The 21,150-nt window shown below is 40.7% G+C and carries 21 protein-coding genes; 10 read left to right on the forward strand and 11 right to left on the reverse strand.

All coding sequences use genetic code 11. The annotated features are described in order from the left end of the window. Position 1 precedes the first annotated feature (1 nt). From gatA to OFO00_RS06240, 7 genes are read left to right on the forward strand one after another with little or no spacing between them, the layout of a single operon-like run. Positions 2-1,360, forward strand: coding sequence for an Asp-tRNA(Asn)/Glu-tRNA(Gln) amidotransferase subunit GatA (gene gatA / locus OFO00_RS06210; RefSeq protein WP_270865323.1), 1,359 nt, complete (start codon positions 2-4; stop codon positions 1,358-1,360). A gap of 1 nt (position 1,361) precedes the next feature. Then, positions 1,362-2,813 (forward strand): IMP dehydrogenase, encoded by a 1,452-nt coding sequence (gene guaB, locus OFO00_RS06215; RefSeq protein ID WP_270865324.1) that lies wholly within the window; start codon positions 1,362-1,364, stop codon positions 2,811-2,813. Next, positions 2,810-3,916 (forward strand): homoserine O-acetyltransferase MetX, encoded by a 1,107-nt coding sequence (gene metX, locus OFO00_RS06220; protein ID WP_270865325.1) that lies wholly within the window; start codon positions 2,810-2,812, stop codon positions 3,914-3,916. Before guaB ends, metX begins: the two co-directional genes overlap by 4 nt. Next, positions 3,906-4,100: an exodeoxyribonuclease VII small subunit gene (gene xseB / locus OFO00_RS06225; protein WP_270859252.1), complete on the forward strand. Its 195-nt coding sequence runs from the start codon at positions 3,906-3,908 to the stop codon at positions 4,098-4,100. The genes metX and xseB overlap by 11 nt, the downstream gene beginning before the upstream one ends. Continuing rightward, positions 4,093-4,917 carry a carbon-nitrogen hydrolase family protein gene (locus OFO00_RS06230; RefSeq protein WP_270865326.1) on the forward strand — a complete coding sequence of 275 codons (825 nt, stop codon included), beginning with the start codon at positions 4,093-4,095 and terminating at the stop codon, positions 4,915-4,917. Before xseB ends, OFO00_RS06230 begins: the two co-directional genes overlap by 8 nt. Then, positions 4,914-5,573 carry a HesA/MoeB/ThiF family protein gene (locus OFO00_RS06235; RefSeq protein WP_270865327.1) on the forward strand — a complete coding sequence of 220 codons (660 nt, stop codon included), beginning with the start codon at positions 4,914-4,916 and terminating at the stop codon, positions 5,571-5,573. The genes OFO00_RS06230 and OFO00_RS06235 overlap by 4 nt, the downstream gene beginning before the upstream one ends. Before the next feature lie 8 nt (positions 5,574-5,581). Next, positions 5,582-6,097 (forward strand): phosphotransferase-like protein, encoded by a 516-nt coding sequence (locus tag OFO00_RS06240; protein ID WP_270865328.1) that lies wholly within the window; start codon positions 5,582-5,584, stop codon positions 6,095-6,097. A 27-nt stretch (positions 6,098-6,124) separates the two neighbouring features. Here OFO00_RS06240 and ribD read toward each other — a convergent pair whose 3' ends face one another. From ribD to bamA, 10 genes are all read right to left on the reverse strand, one after another. Then, complete coding sequence (gene ribD / locus OFO00_RS06245) at positions 6,125-7,291, reverse strand: bifunctional diaminohydroxyphosphoribosylaminopyrimidine deaminase/5-amino-6-(5-phosphoribosylamino)uracil reductase RibD (protein ID WP_270865329.1); 1,167 nt, start codon at positions 7,289-7,291, stop codon at positions 6,125-6,127. Further along, the gene (locus OFO00_RS06250; protein WP_270865330.1) at positions 7,284-7,697 is read right to left on the reverse strand and encodes a hypothetical protein; all 414 of its coding nucleotides are present in this window, start codon (positions 7,695-7,697) and stop codon (positions 7,284-7,286) included. The genes ribD and OFO00_RS06250 overlap by 8 nt, the downstream gene beginning before the upstream one ends. Positions 7,698-7,735: 38 nt before the next feature. Further along, a complete protein-coding gene (gene rimP, locus OFO00_RS06255) occupies positions 7,736-8,155 on the reverse strand; it encodes a ribosome maturation factor RimP (RefSeq protein WP_270865331.1) in 420 nt (139 codons plus the stop codon). Further along, a complete protein-coding gene (gene rbfA, locus OFO00_RS06260; protein WP_270859239.1) occupies positions 8,148-8,513 on the reverse strand; it encodes a 30S ribosome-binding factor RbfA in 366 nt (121 codons plus the stop codon). Before rbfA ends, rimP begins: the two co-directional genes overlap by 8 nt. A 9-nt stretch (positions 8,514-8,522) precedes the next feature. Beyond that, on the reverse strand, positions 8,523-11,204 hold the full coding sequence (gene infB, locus OFO00_RS06265; RefSeq protein ID WP_270865332.1) for a translation initiation factor IF-2: 2,682 nt from the start codon (positions 11,202-11,204) through the stop codon (positions 8,523-8,525). Between the two features lie 232 nt (positions 11,205-11,436). Next, the gene (gene thrB / locus OFO00_RS06270) at positions 11,437-12,318 is read right to left on the reverse strand and encodes a homoserine kinase (RefSeq protein ID WP_270862543.1); all 882 of its coding nucleotides are present in this window, start codon (positions 12,316-12,318) and stop codon (positions 11,437-11,439) included. A gap of 8 nt (positions 12,319-12,326) precedes the next feature. Continuing rightward, the gene (locus OFO00_RS06275; RefSeq protein ID WP_270865333.1) at positions 12,327-12,737 is read right to left on the reverse strand and encodes a glycoprotease; all 411 of its coding nucleotides are present in this window, start codon (positions 12,735-12,737) and stop codon (positions 12,327-12,329) included. A 51-nt stretch (positions 12,738-12,788) separates the two neighbouring features. Further along, entirely contained in the window at positions 12,789-13,673 is an 885-nt protein-coding gene (gene lpxC, locus OFO00_RS06280; protein ID WP_270865334.1) for a UDP-3-O-acyl-N-acetylglucosamine deacetylase, read from the reverse strand. Positions 13,674-13,721: 48 nt separating this feature from the next. After that, positions 13,722-15,101 carry a M23 family metallopeptidase gene (locus OFO00_RS06285; protein WP_270865335.1) on the reverse strand — a complete coding sequence of 460 codons (1,380 nt, stop codon included), beginning with the start codon at positions 15,099-15,101 and terminating at the stop codon, positions 13,722-13,724. A 131-nt stretch (positions 15,102-15,232) separates the two neighbouring features. Then, entirely contained in the window at positions 15,233-17,482 is a 2,250-nt protein-coding gene (gene bamA, locus OFO00_RS06290; RefSeq protein WP_270865336.1) for an outer membrane protein assembly factor BamA, read from the reverse strand. Positions 17,483-17,561: 79 nt separating this feature from the next. Here bamA and OFO00_RS06295 point away from each other — a divergent pair, with 79 nt between their 5' ends. From OFO00_RS06295 to OFO00_RS06305, 3 genes are all read left to right on the forward strand, one after another. Continuing rightward, entirely contained in the window at positions 17,562-18,392 is an 831-nt protein-coding gene (locus OFO00_RS06295) for a prephenate dehydrogenase (protein WP_270865337.1), read from the forward strand. Between the two features lie 239 nt (positions 18,393-18,631). Next, a complete protein-coding gene (locus OFO00_RS06300; RefSeq protein WP_270865338.1) occupies positions 18,632-19,255 on the forward strand; it encodes a hypothetical protein in 624 nt (207 codons plus the stop codon). 123 nt (positions 19,256-19,378) lie between these two features. Next, on the forward strand, positions 19,379-19,810 hold the full coding sequence (locus OFO00_RS06305; protein ID WP_270865339.1) for a hypothetical protein: 432 nt from the start codon (positions 19,379-19,381) through the stop codon (positions 19,808-19,810). Positions 19,811-20,190: 380 nt separating this feature from the next. Here OFO00_RS06305 and OFO00_RS06310 read toward each other — a convergent pair whose 3' ends face one another. Then, positions 20,191-21,117: a tRNA dihydrouridine synthase gene (locus OFO00_RS06310; RefSeq protein WP_270862537.1), complete on the reverse strand. Its 927-nt coding sequence runs from the start codon at positions 21,115-21,117 to the stop codon at positions 20,191-20,193. Positions 21,118-21,150: the final 33 nt, after the last annotated feature.

The following is a 21,150-nucleotide window of genomic DNA, read 5'->3' on the forward strand; positions in this document are numbered from 1 at the left end:
AATGATAAGTTTAAAAGAGGCTTTGAAACTGAGCCCTAGCGAAATTTTGGCACTTCGCGCAGATTTAAAAAGCCAAATCATAGCCAATAAAAGCCTTGGCGCGTATGTCGAGCAACTCAGTGGCGAGGAGCTAAACGAAAGTGGCGCAGGCGTGCCAATCGCGATTAAAGATAATATTCAAGTCAAAGGTTGGAGCGTAACGGCAGGTTCTAAAATCCTGCAAGGCTACATTGCGCCTTATGACGCAACCGTAATCAAAAAGCTAAAAGAGGCAAATTTAGCTCCATTTGGTCGCACCAATATGGACGAATTCGCCATGGGAAGCACGACAGAGAGCTCGTATTATGGCAAAACTCTAAATCCGCTCGATCACACTCGCGTCCCAGGCGGAAGCAGTGGCGGAAGTGCCGCTGCTGTGGGAGCTGGACTTGCAATCGCAGCCCTTGGTAGCGATACAGGCGGCTCTATCCGCCAGCCTGCTGCGTTTTGTGGTTGCGTTGGATTTAAGCCAAGCTATGGCAGGGTTAGCCGTTATGGGCTTGGAGCGTATTCATCTAGCCTAGATCAAATCGGACCAATCACGCAGAATGTCGAAGATGCTGCGATTTTATACGATATCATCGCGGGACACGACACTATGGATAGCACGAGCTACGCTGGCGAGTTTATCAGCACGGCTGATAAATTAAATAGCAAGCGCAAGCTTACGATCGCAGTCATCGAAAACTACCTAAACGAGGCTAGCGATGAGATTAAAACTGCGCTAAATTTGGCAATCGAGAAGTTAAAAAGCTTCGGACACAAGATAATTTATAAAAATTTGCTAAATTCCAAATACGACATTGCGACTTACTATATCATCGCCACAGCCGAAGCTAGCGCAAATTTAAGCAGATATGACGGCGTGCGATACGGAAACCGCGCAAAGGCGTCAAATTTAAACGAACTTTACGCAAACACCCGTGGCGAGGGATTTGGCGACGAGGTCAAACGCAGAATGCTTCTAGGAACATTTGTGCTAAGTAGCGGTTACTACGACGCTTACTACATAAAAGCGCAAAAAGCCAGAGCCTTTATCAAGGCTGAATATGAGGAAATTTTGAAAGAGGCTGATTTGATTTTTATGCCGATTGCGCCTGATGTGGCGTATAAATTTGGCGAGTTAAACGACCCGCTAAAAGCTTATCTTAGCGATATTTACACAATCGGCGTAAATTTAGCAGGACTTCCAGCGATTTCCGTGCCAGTGGCTAGAAATTCACAAAATTTAAATATCAGCGCACAGCTAATAGGACGCGCTTATGACGAACAAACGGTGCTTGATGGCGGGTTAAATTTAGAAACAATCGTAAGGGGTTAAGATGAAAATTTTGAAAAAAGCTTTGACATTTGAAGATGTTTTGTTGGTGCCACAATACTCTGAAATTTTACCAAAAGATGTAGATTTAAAGACAAAATTTACCAAAAATATCACTCTAAATACGCCACTTGTGAGTGCTGCTATGGATACGGTTACCGAGTATCGCACAGCCATCATGATGGCTCGCCTTGGAGGTATTGGCGTAATCCACAAAAACATGGATATCGAAAGCCAGGCCAAAATGGTTAAAAGAGTGAAAAAAAGCGAGAGTGGCGTCATCATTGATCCGATTTTTATCAAAGCCACAGCCAGCGTGCAAGATGCGCTAAATTTAATGGCTGAATACCACATTAGCGGAATTCCAGTCGTCGATGACGAGCATAAATTAATCGGAATTTTAACTAATCGTGATTTGAGATTTGAAAGCGACACCTCAGCGCGCGTTGGCGATAAAATGACTAAAATGCCACTAATCACGCTCAAAAAGGGCTCGACGCTAGATGACGCTGAGAAAGTTTTCCGCAGCACCAAGGTAGAAAAACTTCCAATTGTTGATGAAAACAACCATTTGGAGGGCTTAGTTACCATTAAAGATATCAAAAAACGCATCGAATACCCTCTTGCAAACAAAGACGCTTATGGCAGACTTCGCGTAGCAGCCGCCATTGGCGTAGGTCAGATTGATCGCGCAAAAGCCCTTGTCGAAGCAGGCGTAGATGCGATTGTAATGGATTCTGCTCACGGACATACCAAAGGTATCATAAACACCCTAAAAGAGCTTAAAAAACAGCTAAATGTCGATGTCGTAGTAGGAAATGTCGCGAACCCAGAGGCTATCAAAGATATCGCCGAAGCTGGCGCAGACGCGATAAAAGTCGGTATCGGACCAGGTTCAATCTGCACCACTAGAATCGTCGCAGGTGTGGGCGTGCCACAATTTACCGCAATTGTAGATTGCGCAAACGAAGCGGCTAAATTTGGCGTTCCAATCATCGCAGACGGCGGTATCAAATACTCAGGCGAAATCGCCAAAGCCCTAGCAGCGGGTGCTAGCTCAGTAATGATGGGAAGCGTGCTAGCTGGGTGCTACGAAACTCCTGGCGAGCTAATCACCTTCCAAGGTCGCCAGTATAAGACATACCGCGGTATGGGCTCAATCGGCGCTATGCAAAAAGGAAGCTCTGATAGATATTTCCAAGAAGGCACCGCCAAAGAAAAACTCGTCCCAGAAGGCATCGAAGGACGCGTCCCTTATGCTGGTATGCTAAAAGATGTAATCTTCCAGCTAGTAGGCGGTTTGCGCAGTGCTATGGGGTATTGCGGAAGCAAGGATATCCCTACCTTGCAAGAAAAAGCTGAATTTGTCGAAATCACAAGCGCAGGACTTAAAGAGAGCCATGTCCATGATGTCATCATCACGCAAGAAGCACCAAACTACCGAGTTAATCAGTGAAAATCCAAACCAAAACCCACTATTTTGACGAACCGCTCTATTTAGAGAGCGGTCGTGTTTTTTCTAAATTTCACCTAGCTTACGAAACTTACGGCGAGCTAAATTCCGATAAATCAAATGTCATTGTCATCACACACGCTCTAACTGGTAGCGCACACGCTGCTGGCAGATATGAGGGCGAAAGCAAGGCTGGCTGGTGGGACAGCCTAATCGGCGATGGCAAGGCAGTGGATACGAGCAAATTTTTCGTCATCTGCATAAATATCCTCTCATCGCCCTTTGGCTCGACCTGCCCGCTAGATATCGACGATAGCACCGGCAAGGAGTATCGCACACGCTTTCCCGTGCTTGTCATCTCAGATGTCGTAAAGGCGCAGGTTAGATTGCTAAGCGAGCTTGGGATTTCGCGCGTAAAAGCCGTAATCGGCGGGAGTTTAGGCGGTATGCAAGCTCTGTGCTACGCAATCGAATACCCAAATTTCGCCGAAAATATTTTCGCACTAGCTACCACTTATGCGACGCAGCCTTGGGCGATAGCATTTAATAAAATCGCAATTAGCGCGATTAAGAGCGATCCAAATTTCAAAGGCGGGTATTATGACAAAGATGAAATCGCCAAATCCGGCCTAAATGGCATGGCAGTAGGTCGCATGGCTGGGCATATTAGCTTTTTAAGTCCAGCGTCAATGAACGAAAAATTTGGGCGAAATTATGTAGAAACTGACGGACTTTACGAGCTTGACGGCAGATTTCAAGTAGATCGCTACCTAGACTACAATGGGGTAAATTTCTCTCATCGCTTCGATCCGCTATGCTACCTTTATATCGCAAAAATGATGAATCTTTTCGACTGCACTAGGCATTATGGCTCGCTAAAAAACGCCATGGCGCAAATTCGCGCGAAACTATTTTTGATTTCGTTTTCTGGCGATATTTTGTTTCCTCCAAATTTAATGGAGGAAATGTATAAATGTATGATTGATCTTGGCGCGAAAGAGCGCGTGTTTTACACGCAAATCGACAGCAATTACGGACACGACGCATTTTTGGTCGAGGTGGAAAAATTTGACTATATCATTAAAAGGGTTTTAGATGCAAGATAATTTCGAAGAAAAAATGAAAAAAATAGGCGAGCTATTAGAGAGCTTAAACGACAAAGACATCACGCTAGATCGCTCCGTAGAGCTGTATAAAAGCGGAATTTGCCTGCTAAAAGAGGCGAAGGAAATTTTAGAAAATGCCAAGCTTGAAATCACGCAAATAAACGAAGGTGCGCAAAATGATTAAAATCTGCGCTCTACAACTCGCCACGCTTTCGATGAGCGAAAATCGCATTGATTATTATATGAAAATAGCCCACGACAATGGCGCAAAAATCGTGGTTTTGGGCGAATACACGCTCAATTCGTTTTTTACCGAGCTAAAACACATGCCAAGCTCAATCACGCAAAAACAAAGCGAACACAAAATGGAGCTAATGCAAAATTTGGCTAAAAAATACGACCTAAACATCATCGCGCCTATAATCCGCCAAAGCAGTAGCGAGGCTAGCGAAATCGCATGGATCAAATCCTGCGCGCATTTTAGCCCCTCTGGCGTGAAATTTTACGATCAAACTATGCTGATAAACTACTCGCACTGGAACGAGGACGAGTTTTTCCTAAACGCCAAAATTCACGAAAACGGCAAATTTGAGCCACTGATTTTCGAGGTCGAGGGTGTGAAATTTGGCGTTTGTTTTGGGTTTGAAGCGCATTTTGATATGGTGTGGCAGCGCTTCGACCACGAAAGCGTAGATTGCGCGCTAATCCCCACAGCTTCGACATTTGAATCAAATTTGCGCTGGGCAGAACTGCTTAAAATGCGAGCCTTCACGCACTCGGCGTATATCGTGCGCACAAACCGCATAGGCGAGGCGAAATTCGGCGATATGGACTTTAAATTTTATGGCGGCAGTTTCCTAGCGAATCCTTACGGCGAGATTATCAACGAATTAAAGGGCGAAGAGGGCGCGCTAATGTGCGAAATAGACCCAGCAATCGTGCGCGAAGCTACGGAATTTTGGGGCTTTAAGGCAAATTTGAAAAACAAAGGCTTTGCGTGAAATTTTTCCACAGACAAATCCAGCTTTGGGGCGAAGATACCCAAAACTCCCTAGCGCAAAAATCCGTCCTAATCATCGGCTCTGGCGGGCTTGGAAGCTCATTTGCGTATGCGCTAGGAGCCAGCGGAATCGGGCGGATTGACATTGTCGATTTCGACACAGTGTCGCTTCATAATATCCACAGGCAAATTTTATTTTCGCTAAGCGATGAGGGACGATACAAGGCCGATGTTTTCAAAGAGCGCGTGCAGGCTCGATACGATGGAGTGCGTGTGAATACGCACAAAATGAAAGCTGATGAATTTTTTGCTAGTTGTGCGGATAAATTTGACCTGATTTTAGATGCGACTGACAATCTCGCTACTCGCGCGCAAATTGATAAGTTTGCCAAGCAAACTGCCACGCCATGGGTGTTTAGCTCGGTCGATAGCTTTCAGGTGCAGGTCTGCTTCGTAAGCGAGGCGAATTTCAAATTTTTCCCAAATTTGGGCGCCACGCCAGCTGGAATTACTGCGCCGATTGTGATGTTTGCAGCAAGCTTCGCAGCAAATTTGGCACTTCGATATTTAGCTGGTTTGAGCGTGAAAAAAGACACGCTCTATTATCTAAATTTTTTCTCTGGCGAATTTGAAACCAAAAAAATCGCTCTTGTTTAAGGCAAAAAATGGTTATACTCATAACTGGTGCTTCGCATACGGGAAAAACGCTTTTGGCACAAAGATTGTTGGAAAAGTATAAATTTCCGTATTTTTCAATCGATCACCTAAAAATGGGGCTAATTCGCTCAAAAAATATAAATCTTACGCCAAATGACGATGAAGCACTAACGCCATATCTGTGGCAAATCGTGCTCGAAATAATCAAAACTGCGATTGAAAACGGGCAAAATTTAATCATCGAAGGTTGTTATGTGCCGTTTTCTTGGCGGAGCGATTTTAGTGAAAAATATTTGCACCAAATTCGTTTTATAGCCCTAGCGATGAGCGATAAATTTATCGATGAAAATTTTGATAAAATCAAAAAACATAGCAATGATATAGAAAATAGGCTTGATGATACGACCTGCACAAAAGAAAATTTAAAAGCGGATAATCAAAATTTTATAAACGGCTTTGCCAAAAACGGCGAGAAAATCGTTTTGATTGATGATGATTATGAAAAAACTATAAGTAAGCTTTAAATTTAAAATTTAGGCTAAATTTGAAGCCTAAATTTCATTTATTATACGGATTTCTAACTCATACCAGCCATATTCGTCGCTACCGAATTTGGCTGTGAAAAGTGGCTTAAATTTCAAATCGCTTCTGAAATTTTGCCCGTTTTTGAGCTCGTTTGAACGGAAAAACAAAAATAAATTTACACTTTTTGCGATTTCATTTAGTAAATTTTGCCCGCCTTCAATCATCACTAAGCCCGAATTTAAGGCACTTTGCAAATCATTTGTGATAGCTACTTTGCGACCCGCAACGCCAAAAAGCGGAATTGTTTTATCAAAATCATTTTGCCTAGAATAGATAGAAATATTTGGATTTTTTCCGTCCGTTATCAGCCTAGTATCTAGCGTCGGGCGGTCTGTGCGCACGGTCGCACCGCCGATAAGCAAAGCGTCGCAAACGCTTCTTAAATAGTGCGAAAATGTGCGAGATTTTAAATTTGAAATTTCGCCCGTAATCACGCCGTTTGCAGAAAATGCGAGTTTAAAAAAGTTAAAATTTCCGCCATTTTGCCACTGCAAAAACGGCTTTAAAAGAGCGCCACACTCGTCTTTTAAAACGCCAAATTCCACTTCCACGCCACTTTGCGCTAAGATTTCGCCACCATCACTAGCTTTTTCGTTTAAATCCGCCACGCCAATTACGACTTTTTTAAAGCCTAAATTTTTAAGCAAAAGGGCGCATGATGGCGTTTTGCCGATATGGGCGCAGGGTTCGAGAGTAACAAAAGCGGTAGCATTTTTAAGCAAATTGCCATGATTTTGCGTGATAAATTCATAAACGAAATTTGCGTTTAAATTTTTAAACTCCAAAATTCGATTTGCAAAGCGTGATTTTGCAGATACTGTGCCAAAATTTTCGAAAAAATCGCCATAGATTAGATTTTGCGGATTTTTGCAAATTTCGCTCAAATTCAGGCCAAATTCGCTTTTATAAATTTGCAAAAATTTATTTAAAAATTCATCGCTTATCTCACAAAGCGCCACAAAAACAGCGTTTGCTTCGGCGTGTAAGAAACCTGCCTTTTTATGAGAATTTATGCTTAAAATTTTGCCGTGCGTATCGGCTACTACGCACCCCACAGCAGGATTTGGAAAGGTTAAAATTTGGTATTTCCACGCTTCTTTCAGAGCCAAGCGCATATAAAATTCATTAGTCATTTTCTAATCTTTTTAGTTCGTCGCAACTCTCTTTAACGCCTAAATCACAAGCTTTTTGAAAATATTTTCTAGATAATTCAATTTTTTCATCAAATTCTTCTAAATAAGCTAAATTATAGCAACTAGGACCATAATCTAAATCGCAGGCTATTGTGTAGTAATCTCTTGCATATTTGTATAATTTATTTTGAGTTAAATAAACACCAAGATTATGACAATAGCTCAAATCTTTTTTATTTTCACAAGCATCTGCTGCGTAAATTATGAATTTTTCTTTATTTTCATCTATTTCTGCTGCGTATTTATCGCAATCTGGGTCGCCTACTTGACAAAATTTATCGCCTTGATCATTTGCAAATAGAAACATAAATCCTACCACGAAAAACAATAAAAGAATTTTTTTCATTGAATTACCTCAAAATTTGATTTTAAAATTTACAAATTTTACCACTCGATATAAGTTTTCGCCTTTTTTATATCGCTAAATTTAATGCAAATTTCGCCGTCAGTAGTGGCTAAAAATAAATTTTCATCTTCAAATTTAAGAATTTTTCCGCAAATTTTATCTTTTTCGCTCGTGGTTATTTTGACTAACTCGCCCACGCTTTTGCTAAAATGTTCAGTCTTGCTTAGTTTTCTCTCTAACCCCGGGCTAGAAACTTCTAAAAAATACTCCCCGCTAACAGGCGGTTCGACATCGAAAATCGGCGATAAAATGCGACTTAGTTTTTCGCAGTCTTCTAAGCTCACTCCGCCAGTTTTACTTACAAAAACTCTATAAATCGTTTTGCCGTTTTCGCTAGCTGTTTCGCTATCGTAAAATTCCAGCCCACACTCGCTGGCAAGAGCGTTTAAATCAACCATTTTTATTTAAATCCTTACTAATTTTTTCAAACAGATCGTCCATTTTGTTTTGGTATTCGAGCCTATCGTCGAATTTGAAGTGAAGCGCAGGTGAGCGAAACCAGCCCTCGGCTTCCATACAGTGGTTTTGGATAAAACGGCTTACTTTTTTAAGTTTTGCCAAGATTAGCTCTTGTTCCCTTTCATCTAAGCCCATTTTATCGAGATATACAAAGGCATCATAGCGTCCTCTTTTGCACTCGACATCAGTTACGCAAAGCCCGTGCAAAAACTCATCATCAAGCTGCGATAAAGCCTGCGGAATCAGCTCTTTTAGGACACTTGCGGTTCGTAGTCGTCTAACTTCGTGAGCGTTCATAAATCACCTTTATAGCGTGGCTTGTTCTTCTTTTTCTTTGAAGCTTTCGATGAAATCTCCAACGCGCATATCGTTGTATCCGTCGATACCGACACCACACTCGAAGCCCTTAGCGACCTCTTTTGCGTCATCTTTAAAGCGTTTTAGTGAGCTGATGTTTCCTTCGAAAACCACCACGCCGTCGCGAATTACGCGGATTTTAGCTCCCCTTTGAATCGAGCCTTCTGTAACCATACAACCTGCAATCTGTCCGATTTTTGGCACATTGATGACTTGGCGAATTTCAGCTTGACCAAGGTCTTCTTCTCTGATAATCGGGCTCATTAATCCGCCCAAAATCGCCTTGACATCGTCAAGTAAGTTATAAATGACATTGTAAGTTTTTATCTCTACACCGCGTTCTTTGGCTTTTTCTTTGACTTCGCCTGTCGGGCGGATATTAAAGCCTAAAATCACGCAGTTTTCACTAGCACTTGCCAAACCCACATCGTTTTGCGTGATACCGCCAACGCCTGAGTGGATAATATTTACCTTAACTTCGTCGTTGCGAAGTTTTTCTAAACTTGCCTTAATAGCTTCAAGAGAGCCCACCACATCGGCTTTTACGATAACAGGAAGCGATTTTAACTCGCCTTCTGCGATTTTTGCGCTTAGCTCGTCAATTGTAACCTTTGTAGATTTTGATAGCTCTTTTTGGCGTTGGTGTTCGTAAATTCGGCTCGCATACTCTCTTGCTTCTTTATCGCTTCCAACGCCAATTAGCGTTTCTCCGGCTTCCGGGACTTCGCTAAGACCGATGATAACGCCACACTCGCCAGGAGCAATCGAGCTTAGCTTTTTGCCTTTATCATCATTTAGGGCTCTAACCTTGCCATACGCCACACCCGCAACTACCGTATCACCCACTTTTAGTGTGCCGTTTTGCACAATGACGGTAGCAACCGGACCACGACCCTTTTGAAGCGAACTTTCTATAATGGTTGCTTTTGCTTGGCGAGTTTTGTCGGCTTTTAATTCAAGCAAATCAGCTTGAAGCAAGACGATTTCAAGCAAATCTTCAATTCCCATACCTGTTTTAGCTGAAATCGGCACAAATTCATAGCTTCCGCCCCACTCGGTCGGCATTATATCAAGTTCCGCAAGTCCTGTTTTTACCAAATCAGGATTTGCGTTTTCTTTATCCATTTTATTGATGGCGATGATTATCGGCACGCCTGCTGCTTTGGCGTGATTTACGGCTTCTTTTGTTTGCGGTTTTACGCCGTCATCTGCCGCAACCACGATGATAACGATGTCTGTTACTTCTGCACCGCGCGCGCGCATAGATGTAAATGCTTCGTGTCCCGGGGTATCGATAAATGTGATATTTCGTCCGTTTTTCTCGACCATATACGCACCCACATGTTGGGTGATACCACCTGCTTCGCCACTTACGACGCGTGAATTTCTAATGAAATCAAGCAAACTAGTCTTTCCGTGATCGACATGCCCCATAATGGTAATTACTGGCGCTCTTGTGGTTAAATTTTCTTCTACAACCTCATCTTCGTAAGCCTTGACATAGTCGAATTCTTCGGCTTCATTTACGATATTTACCTCAATGCCAAATTCTTCTGCCAAAATCTCAATCGCATCTTCGTCCAAAAAGTCGTTTTTAGTCGTCATCATACCAAGCAAAAATAGCTTTGAAATGATTTCGCTAGGCTGTTTTTTGATTTTTTCGGCAAATTCATAAACACGAATTTCTTTTGGGATATTTACCGATGTTACGCTCTGCTCATCATCTTTTTTGACGACTTTTTTATGTTTTTTGCGACTTCCACGGCTAATACCCGTATCGTTCCCGTAAAACTGCGTTTGCGAACCTTTGTAGATATTTGGTTGATTTTTGGTTTTTGTTTTGTTTTCGACTTGGATAGGCTTAACGGTGAGATCCGGCAAAACTACCATATCTTCATCATCATCGATGACAATGTCCGCTAGTTCGTGGTCGCTAACCAAATCGATTTTTTGGGTATCTTCTTTTTTAGAAACGGCAATTTTTTTCTTTTCGGCTTTTTTCTTTTTCAAATTTAACTCAGCGTTTGAGAAAATCGCCTCCAAGCTAGCGCTTACCTTTTCGCGGCTTTCGCTTGGTTTTTCCACCTTTGGTGCTTCGGTGTCTTTTTTCTTTTTGACTATCACCAAACCACGGCGCTTTTGCAAACTCTCGCTAGCTAGGCTCTCGCCACTATTTATTTGAGGGGTTTGCGCTTCGGGCTTGGATTTTGGCTCGGTTTTAACTTCGGCTTTTGCTTCTATTTTCGTTTCGCTTTTTGGTTGAGAGTGCAGCTTTTCCTCTTTTGGCTCAGGTTTTTGCGCCTTTGGCTCAGACTTTGGCTCTTTGCTTTGAGAATTTTCAGCCTTTGGCTCTGTTTTTTTGCTCTGAGTTTTTTTAGGCTCATCTTTTTTGGCTTCGCTCTGCTTTTTTGGTTTCGCAGGGGCTTTTTTAGCACTGGATTTTGGCTTTAAAGACTCTGGCAAAATTCCTGTTTGAATATACTCATATATAGCCGCTGCTTCTTCGTTACTTACCTTGTTTGACGCGGTTTTGACCTTAGTATAGCCCATTTCTTGCGCTTTTTCGATGATGTCTTTGCTTGCGTATCCAAGCTCAGCCGCGATGTCACTGATTTTAACTCCCTCAGCCATTTAAAACCCTCTCCTTAATAATCTCAAAATTTTCATATTTTCTAAATTTTGATAAATATTTAATAATTTTTTCTTTTTGATTTATACATTGATTGCAAATATAAAATTGCCGTTTTGAATTTTCTTTTTTGAAATTTTGCACAAAGGCATTAAGCCCCGCCTTAGCAAATCTACCTCTACAAATAACGCACATTCTTATCGGTTTATTCATAAAATTATATCTTACTTTTTCTTAGCTAATATTAAAGCCGTTATTATCTATATTTAAAATTTCTACCTTGAAATTTTTAAATTTATCCGCCAGCGCATTTTTTATCTTTTGCGCGTCGCTAGCATGGGCTAAATTTAAAAATGTCGAGCCACTACCGCTGAGCGAACTCATAATCGCGCCATTTGCGTAAGCCACTTCGCGCACGCTAAATAGCTCAGGTAGCGCGCTCATACGCACTTCCTCGTGCATTTTATCCACACAAGCTAGCCTTAGGCTATCATAATCTTTTTTCATAAAACACGCCGTCAAAAACGCAGCGTGCGAAAGGTTGCTCACGCAATCTTTGATAGTAAAACTCTTAGGCAATTTTCCGCGAGATTCGTTTGTGGGCATTGGCGTATCTGGGATAACGACGATAGCCTTGATATCAGCGTCGATCTCGCACTTTTGCGAATAAACATTTTTGCCAGAAGTTATGCTCGAAACAAACCCGCCATAAGTCGCCGGGGCGATATTGTCAGGGTGATTTTCGTATTCTAGGGCGAGATTTAAAATTTTGCCCCTATCTACGCTAAATCCACGCATATAATACGCTGCCGCGATTGCTCCGACTATCACAGCCGATGAGCTTCCAAGACCGCGCGAAAATGGGATATTGTTTTGAAATGAAATTTTGAAATTTTGGTTTGGATTTCCGCCTAGTTTGGTGTAAATTTCACGGAAAATGTTTAAAAACGCATTATTTTTTTTAAGCCACGCCTTTTCGCTTCCATATCCATTTAGCGAGATACAATGAAAGCTATTTTCGCAAATCTCTACTTCGTTAAAAAGCTCTAAACTAAGTCCTAGTGCGTCGAAGCCTGGTCCTAAATTTGCGCTGGTGGCGGGAATTTTTATAATCAAATTTTCTCCTAAACTGCATCAATAATGTAATTTGGTAGTATATCATTGCTTTTATTTAAAGTTGATAAATTTTGCGGTAATTTCATAGGAGCAGGCTCTAATTTTGCCATTTTTATCTCGCCATTTTCGTAAATGTATGAAAATGCCTTGTTTGCCCTGATTGGCAAAAATCCATTTAGCTCAAATCCACTGACCGCGTAAAGTGGCAAATTTAGGGCGATACTAAGCGTTTTTAGCATTACAAAGCTAACTTTTATACCCATAAAAGAGCCGGGTGTGTTCGCATAGATAAGCTCTGAAATTTTATACTCTTTTAAAATTTGAGAAAATTTTTCTACCAAAAATTCATCGGCTTTTTGCCCTGGCGCGCTAAAAAATTCTAAAATTTTGTCATTTTTCTCATAAATACCGACAAGCACAGGCGAAGTGAGTGCTACAACTAAAACGCTGATTTCTTTGATGATTTGCCCTTACGCGAAAGCTTTTTGATACTCTCTTACGATTTGCGCGTTTAGCTCGACTAATTCATAATTTTTAGCGTCGCTAAATACAGCCTCGGTGAGCTTGTGATTTAAATCATGGCTTCCAGCAAATGATGTATAATCACCCAAAATAGGCGCTCCACTAAGTGCCAAATCGCCGATAGCGTCTAAAATTTTATGGCGGACGAATTCGTTCTCATAGCGCAAACCCTCTGGGTTTAAAATTTTATTATCGTCGATTACAACGGCATTTTCTAGGCTTCCACCAAGCGCTAGCCCCATAGAACGAAGCGCTTGAACATCTTTTAAAAATCCAAATGTTCTAGCCCTAGAAATTTCTTTAATATAAGCCTTTTTGCTAAATTCAAAGACATGGTGCTGTGTGCCGATAATCGGATTTGCAAATTTAATCGTATAATCAAATTTAGGCCTTGCGCTTGGGCTTAGGCGGACAAATTTATCGCCCTCTTTGACCTCGACATCGCGTTTGATGATAATGACTTTTTTATTCGTATCTAGCTCTTTGATTCCAGCCTCGTCCAAAAGCATACAAAAACTCGCCGAGCTTCCGTCCATTACAGGGATTTCGTTCGCATCGACGATAATGCGAATATTGTCGATTCCATAGCTTGAAATCGCGCTCATTAAATGCTCTATCGTAGAGATATAGCCTTTTTCGTTGCCCACGACAGTGGCCATTTGGGTATTTACGACATTTTGGGGCGTTGCTTTAAAACTAATTCCAAGGTCGCTTCTATAAAATACTATTCCGCTACCTGCTTCCAAAGGCTCCAATGTAAGTCTGATTGGCTCACCTTTATGCAATCCGATACCGACGCTATGGACTTTTTTAGCTATTGTTCTTTGTCTCATTTTTCCCTCATTTCATTAATTTTTGCATTATAGCGAAAAATTTGAAATTTATTTTCCTTTTTCGATAACTTTTTTCGCACTTTCGAGCACATCGCTCACATTATCTTTAATCCACTTCGGATCCATCCACTCCTCTGGCCTTACTTCCACGCCCTGAACCACTATACCAAAGTGCAAATGATCGCCAAAGGCAAAGCCAGTGGCGCCAGTTTGGGCTAAGATATCGTTTGGTTTGACCTGATCGCCCACGCTAAGGGCTGAATTCGAGCAGTGCGCATACACGCCATAAACTCCAAATCCATAATAAACTCCCAAATTTAGGCCATAAATTCCATTATCTTGCAAAAACACGACCACGCCATAATTGCTCTCTTTGATATCCGCATTTGCCACGCTAGCAAGATCAAGCCCCATGTGCCAGCTCTCGCTAACTTGCTCGCTGTTTAAGAAAAACAGCCTGTGGTCGGCGAAACTCGCTACCGCAGCGCCCTTTGCAAGCGGATAAAACGGACGAAGCGAAAACTCGCTTATCATATCCTCATGCACCCTGCTCGTAAATGCGTGCAAATCCTTGGCGTTTTGTTCTCTAAGAGTTTCATTTACAAATTTAAATTTATCCAAATCGCTCATAGAGTTGAAATTTTGCGCATGTTGGCTGGCTAGATCGCTAACCTTGCCTGAGAGAAAATTTTCGCTAAGTTTGATTTGCGAAACCTTGTATTTTTTGTCGCTGTAAAAGTAGCGAATCTGCGACGAGCTGACATTGCCTGCCTTGTCGGTTGCTACGATTTCTGCGCGAAATTCATCTTCGTTTGCCGGCCAGGCTACAAGCGAAGCGTAATAGCCTTCTTTGACAAAGGGGGTAGCTTTGAAAATTTTGCCATAATTTGTGCGAATAAAAACCTCATCTAGCATTTCATCGCTAGCGCTGAAAACAACCACAGCCGAGCCGCCTTTGGTTATTTTATACGAATTTGCGACCAAATTTATCAAAGGTTTTTTGTTGTCGATGATTATATTTACGACTTTATCGGTTTTATTGCCTTTGGTGAAATTCCACGCGCTAATATCGCCAGCTTCGATGTGTAGTTTGTATTTTTTATCTTTATTTAGGATTAAATTTTTTGGAAATTCAACTGCGACTTCTAGCTCTTTTTGGCTTATGCCATACTCTTCATCTTTTAGCGGAGTTAAATTTTCCCCGTCATTTAGGCTTACTTTTATTGATTTTACGCCTGTATCATCTGAAATTTTAACCTTTAAAGGCGAGATCAAATTCCAGTAAATTTCATCTGCAATTTCGATTTTAGGGGGATTTTGTTCAAATTTAGGCGAGGTTAAAAAATGAAAAACTCCATAAGCTATCGCCAAAGTTAGTATTAAAAAAATGAAAATTTTAGGATTTATTCTGCTTCGATTTCTATACATAAATTACCTTGATTTTAAATTAAAGCCTGATTTTACTGAGTTTTTGTAAATCGTAAGTAAAGGATTAGTTAAATTTCATTAAGGTTAAATTTTGGGTAAAAGTGAAATTTACCCAAAATTTGCGCCAAATTTTAGTTAAATCTAGCTCCAATGCTAAATTCGAAACTATTTGTCTTATCGTGTGGTTTTTCGTTAAGCGGTTTTGTGAAATACAGCTGCAACGGCCCCATCGGTGTGAGCCACTCGATACCAGCACCTGCGCTATATCGCTCTTCCTCGTTCCAGTCATTGTCGCCTATCATACCATAATCGAAAAATGTCACAAGGCGCATTTTCATACGATCGATGAGTGGGAAGCTTAGCTCGACTGAGTTGTTGAAGCTTTGCATACCGCCGGTTTCGACATAACGGCAACTACCATCGGCTACGCAAATTTCTTTACGCGGAATCGATCTAGAATTATATCCTCTCACCGTCCTAATACCGCCTAGGAATAGTTTTTCGTTGATTGGAAGCGGATCGCCTCTATCCCAAACATATCCAGCCGCAGCTTTGTAGCGGAAAATCAAATCGTAATCGATATAATCACGCAATCCAAAGTAGTAATTAAAGCTTCCTTTGGCTTTGGTAAATTCGATATCTCCGCCAAGTCCAGCGTATTCTAGGCTAGCTGTGGCTATGATACCGCTTCGTGGCAGATAGTAATCATCTGTGCTATTGTATGTAAGTGCCGGTGTAATCGAGCTTTTTATGCTTTCGTGGTTACGATAACCAGCGGCTGCGTAGTATTCGTTTAGCCCTTCGATTTCTGTCTTTTCTAGGTAGTATGTCAGACTTGCGCTTAAATTTCGTCCTAGCTTTCTGCCAAGCGTCAAGGCAAATCCGTAAGATTTCTCCTCGTAATCGTCCCAGTCATAGTCATTAGCAAAGACCATACCGCCCAGGCTGTATTCTGAATCGAAAATTCTAGGATTTGTAAGGCTCACTCTACCGCTTAATTTATCATCTGATTTTTCTACCGATACTGAGCCACTTAGTCCCGTTCCAAAGACATTTCTATCGCTAATTCCACCACTTAGTAGCAATCCATCATCGCTACCATATCCGATACCGCCTGTAATCGAGCCGGTTGGGGTTTCTTGGACTACGACTTCTAAATCTAGCTGATCATCGCTCACCCTAGTTTCTTTGATTTCGACATTTTCAAAATATCCCGTGCGTTTAAGAGCCGCGATAGAATCAGCGTAATCGGTTCTGCTAAATAAATTTCCCTCAGTTAGATACATTTCGCGTCTAACGACTTTATCTTCTGTTTTGTCGTTGCCAGAGATTGTTACATTTCTGATATAAACTTTATTTTCAGGTATGATTTTATAAGTTATGCCTATGGTTTTAGCCTCTCTGTCTTGATCGGTTTGCGGGACGACCTTGACATAAGCATATCCTTGATCAGCGACTAAGGTTTCGATTTTTTGGATATCACGACGCATCCAGTCCGAATTCATCGTATCGCCCTTTTCGAGTTTTAGATCGCTTATGACCTTTTCTTTATCCATAGTTACATTTTCTGGGCAGTCGATATCTATACTGCTTACCTTATAACGCTCGCCCTCTGTTACATAGTATGTCAAATCCGCGGTGTAATCGCCAGTATCGGCATTTACGATTGGGGCAGATACCCTAGCGTCGAGGTAACCTTTTTTATAGTATTCTTCTTGGATTCTATTTGCGTCGTTTGGCAACTCATTAGCTTTTAGCTGTCCGTCGTTAAAGCCCCATAGCCAGCCAAATACTTCGCGTTGTTTGTTTGAAACAGCTGGTTCGATATCATCATAATCTAGTTTTTTGGCACCGACTAAATTTACCTTTTCGATAATGATGTTTTCGCCTCTATTGACATCCACTATGACATGCACGGCGTTTCCTTCGCTATCAAGCGGTTTTGGGGTAACTTCGACAACAGTGTCAAAAAAGCCCTTTACTTCGTAAAATTGCTTGATTCTAGCGGCAGCGTTTTTTGCCAAAACCTCATCATAGACCTGTCCTGGGCGAAGTCCGATTAGATTTTTGATAGCGTCTTGGTCGTTTGTAACGACATTTTTAATATCGACTTTGGCCACGCTTGGTTTTTCTTTTACGCTAATTGTTACATTTCCGCCCTGTTCGCTGATATACACATCTTCGAAATAGCCCTGAGCAAAGAGATTTGAGATCGCTCGGTTTGTGTTTTCGCCTGTGATTTGATCGCCTATTTGTAGGCCAGAAATAGCAGCTGCAACTTGCGGAGATAGGTGTTTTAAACCCTCGAATTTAATAGTTTGGATTTGCGCTGCGCAAGCAACAGAAACCCCACCTAATAATAAAAACAAACTTTTTCTCATAAAATTTTACCTAGAAATGAAAATAATTGCGTATAATAGCATATTAAAATTAATCAAAAAGAATTTACAAAGGAAAATTATGAAAATAGGCATTATAGGCTTAGGTTTGATAGGTGGCTCGCTCGGGCTTTGTATGAAAAAATCAAAGATTATTAGCACGGTTAGCGGATATGATATTTCTAGGGAAAACGAAAAAGAGGCCTTGGAACTGGGGCTGGTGCATGAAATTTTAAGTATCGAAGAGATGAAGCAAAAATGCGATGTGATTTTTCTAGCAATCCCAGTCGAGGCGATTATCACGACGCTAGCCCAGCTAAAAGACGCGCGCAAGGAAACCACAATCATCGATTTAGGAAGCACGAAATTTAAAATTTTGCAAAGTTGCCCACCAGAGATTAGAGGAAATTTCATCGCCGCTCACCCTATGGCAGGCACGGAAAACTCAGGTCCGAGTGCTGCGTTTTCGGAGCTACTAAACGGCGCGGTAGTCGTCATCTGCGACGATAACAACGCCGATGAAATACATGTCAAACGCGCGGTTGAAATTTTTTCGTTTGCGGGTATGAAGATTGTCTTTATGGATGCGCTCAGCCACGACCACCATGTGGGGCTCATCTCGCACCTGCCACACGCGATTAGCTACTCGCTCGTAAATAGCGTCTTAAAAGAGGAAAATCGCCGAAATATCATAAATTTAGCCGGCGGAAGCTTCACCGGCATGGCAAGAATCGCCAAATCAAGCCCTGAAATGTGGGTCGATATCTTCAAACAAAACAAAGAAAATTTGTTAAAATCGATAGAGTCTTTCAAAAAAGAGCTTCAAATTTGCACCGATATGATAGAAAACGAAAAATGGAGCGAGCTAGATAGCTGGATGCACAGCGCAAGGACACTGCGCGAGATTTTGTAAATTTGCCTGATTTGTCGCGCAAACAATCTACGAGTTTGAAATTTATCTAAATTTTACTAGATTGCAACGCTAGGCTCGCAATGACGCGGTTGTAAATTTTGGTTATTTTTCCTCACTGCAATAGTTAATTAAAGGATTAAAAATGATGAAATTTGATAAAAATATAAAATTCTGTGGGCAAGGATACCCACCCTACGGCGCTTTGTATAATTTTGGAGTTTAGAATATGGGGTATAAAAATGGATTTGGAAAATAGCCAACAAAATGAAACGCACAATATATTTTTTATTGTTAAAGTTATTTTTGTTTATCTCTTAATTGCCTCACATATTTTTATTTTACCAAACGATATTTTAGATAGATTGCCATTTTTAAATTCTTATGTTGAATTTATGAAAGAGCATTTTGAAATAATAAAACAAATTGAGATTAGAACTACAAAATTTCCACAGTCTGGGGCTTTATGGGGTGTTAATATGATTATGGTGGCTCCGATTTTTATTACTTGTTTTGTTTATAGTTTTTTGCTAAGCACACAAAATAATTCAAATTTTTTACTCGATAGTATAAGGCAAGATAAAATCTTAATTGTATTGTTTTCTACATTTATTCTTTGGTTAGTAACATATAAATTTTGCACCACTGCTTTTAGTGGCGATTTGTTTGATACACAAATTCGTTTAGGGAAAAATCCAAACGCTATAAATTCAAAATTTGGCTTATTTTTTAAAGGCGGAGCTTTGTATCTATTTGTCTTTTTTTGGATAGGTTTATCCTTGACATATTTATGTATAACAACAAAAATAATTTTTAAAAAAATTAAAAATTTAATAGCAAAATTTAACACAAAGGATAAAAAATGATGAAATTTGATAAAAATATAAAATTCTGTGGGCAAGGACGCCTACCCTACGGTGCTTTACAAATAAACAATTTACCAAATACTAAAAAGAAAATAGAATTAAAGTTTAAATAAGGAGTTTATAGTGAAAGAATTAGTTATAAACTCCAAAATGTTTAGTAATAAACAAATAGATTACATATATAAAGAATATTTTGGGTATCATACAGAAGCATTATATGGGTGGGGAAACGATTTCTTTTCAAAACAACTAAAAAGAGAGCTAACCGATGCCGAAGAAGCAGAAATATTTCTTGCACTTTTTAAAAGACTAATTGATGACGGAATAATTTTAGTTCGATGTCCTATTGATAATGAAACAGAAAAAGAAATTCGGGGAATTAAATTTTGGAATACAACATCAGACAAAATAGTTGAATACATAAGAGAAGTGTTTCCTAAAAATTTAATACACTTAAAAGGTTTAGAGGGAACCGATGATGAATATATACATTTTTGGTATCAGCGTTGCCCCTATATTGGTTGGGTAGATAAAGAAACAGGAAAAATTTATTAAAGGGTTGAAATGTTTGCAACATATAAAAACAAAGATGAATTAAAACTAAAATTCAAATTACTAAATTCAAGCTTTGTTTCTTTATTTTTATATTTTATGATTTTACAAAGTTATGGAAATATTGTAAATTTTGGTGGTATCCAAATCTCGGTCAGTATCGTGATACCGAATTTATTTAAATTCACAAATTTAAACTATTTCTGTTTTTGTGGCACCAAATTTAATTCTTTAAATTCATTGCCACAAATTTAAAATTCAAGGTCAGTGTTGTTGTAAAATTTCAAAACTTCGTTCAATGATAAATTTAGGTTAAATTTTGCTTCGCATTTTACTGGATTGCACGATGAGTGCGTCATCTCGCAACGACAAAAAACCAAAATTTAAAAAAACTCTAAAATTTTATCTCGCATTAAATTTGCATTTTCTATGTGATTTATCTCTTCGCGAAATGCGCTAGCGTTTGCGTAGCCCTTGGAGTATTCGTGCAGGTGCTTGCGGAAAATCGCCACGCCGTGCGCCCCATAGTGCGCTATCATCTGCGCAAAATGCTCCAAAATAATCTCTTTTTTCAGCTCTGCGCTCGCACTTTGCCCCTGCTTAATCTCGGCGAAAACCCACGGGTGCCCGATACTTGCCCTGCCTATCATAAGCCCGTCTGCGCCGGTCGTGCTTCGCACAAATTCGGCATTTTGCGAGCTAATGTCGCCGTTGGCGATGAGCGGGATTTGCACGGCACCTTTTGCCTGCGCGATTGCGTCGTAATCGACCTGCGCGCTGTATCCACCAGCCCTCGTGCGCCCATGCACCGCGATAAAATCAGCCCCGCCTCGCTCCACCGCGCGCGCGATATTTTCGATATCAACGCTAGCAAAGCCAAGCCTAACTTTCGCGCTTACGAATTTTTTATTTGAGTGGGTTTTGATGATTTCTAAAATTCGGGCTATCTTGTCCAAATCAAGCAAAAGCGCCGAGCCTGAGTTTTGCTTCACGACCTTTGGCACAGGGCAGCCGCAGTTTAAATCAATCCCGCAAAATCCGTCAAATTTATTCAAAATCAAAACCGCCTTTTTTATCACTTCCTCGTCGCTTCCGGCGATTTGGACGAAAAACGGCTCTTCTGCTTCGTTTTTTTCTAGCATTTTTAGGGTTTTGTCGTTTTCAAACACCAGCGCATTTGCGCTAATCATCTCGCTTATCGTCGCATCTGCGCCGAATTTTTTCACCACACCGCGCAGTGGCGGATCTGAAAACCCAGCCAAAGGGGCTAAAAAAAGTGGTTTTGTCTCGAAAAATTTATTTAAATTCATTGATTGTGTAAAAATGGCGCAAATTTGCAAATT

Source organism: Campylobacter sp. VBCF_04 NA7 (assembly GCF_027737405.1).
Taxonomy (GTDB): Bacteria; Campylobacterota; Campylobacteria; order Campylobacterales; family Campylobacteraceae; genus Campylobacter_B.

Coding starts and splice junctions, on each gene's coding strand:
- gatA (WP_270865323.1), top strand. CDS start 2: ATGATAAGTTTAAAAGAGGCTTTGAAACTGAGCCCTAGCGAAATTTTG.
- guaB (WP_270865324.1), top strand. CDS start 1,362: ATGAAAATTTTGAAAAAAGCTTTGACATTTGAAGATGTTTTGTTGGTG.
- xseB (WP_270859252.1), top strand. CDS start 3,906: ATGCAAGATAATTTCGAAGAAAAAATGAAAAAAATAGGCGAGCTATTA.
- OFO00_RS06230 (WP_270865326.1), top strand. CDS start 4,093: ATGATTAAAATCTGCGCTCTACAACTCGCCACGCTTTCGATGAGCGAA.
- OFO00_RS06240 (WP_270865328.1), top strand. CDS start 5,582: ATGGTTATACTCATAACTGGTGCTTCGCATACGGGAAAAACGCTTTTG.
- ribD (WP_270865329.1), bottom strand. CDS start 7,291: ATGACTAATGAATTTTATATGCGCTTGGCTCTGAAAGAAGCGTGGAAA.
- OFO00_RS06250 (WP_270865330.1), bottom strand. CDS start 7,697: ATGAAAAAAATTCTTTTATTGTTTTTCGTGGTAGGATTTATGTTTCTA.
- rimP (WP_270865331.1), bottom strand. CDS start 8,155: ATGGTTGATTTAAACGCTCTTGCCAGCGAGTGTGGGCTGGAATTTTAC.
- rbfA (WP_270859239.1), bottom strand. CDS start 8,513: ATGAACGCTCACGAAGTTAGACGACTACGAACCGCAAGTGTCCTAAAA.
- infB (WP_270865332.1), bottom strand. CDS start 11,204: ATGGCTGAGGGAGTTAAAATCAGTGACATCGCGGCTGAGCTTGGATAC.
- lpxC (WP_270865334.1), bottom strand. CDS start 13,673: ATGAGACAAAGAACAATAGCTAAAAAAGTCCATAGCGTCGGTATCGGA.
- OFO00_RS06285 (WP_270865335.1), bottom strand. CDS start 15,101: ATGTATAGAAATCGAAGCAGAATAAATCCTAAAATTTTCATTTTTTTA.
- bamA (WP_270865336.1), bottom strand. CDS start 17,482: ATGAGAAAAAGTTTGTTTTTATTATTAGGTGGGGTTTCTGTTGCTTGC.
- OFO00_RS06295 (WP_270865337.1), top strand. CDS start 17,562: ATGAAAATAGGCATTATAGGCTTAGGTTTGATAGGTGGCTCGCTCGGG.
- OFO00_RS06300 (WP_270865338.1), top strand. CDS start 18,632: ATGGATTTGGAAAATAGCCAACAAAATGAAACGCACAATATATTTTTT.
- OFO00_RS06310 (WP_270862537.1), bottom strand. CDS start 21,117: ATGAATTTAAATAAATTTTTCGAGACAAAACCACTTTTTTTAGCCCCT.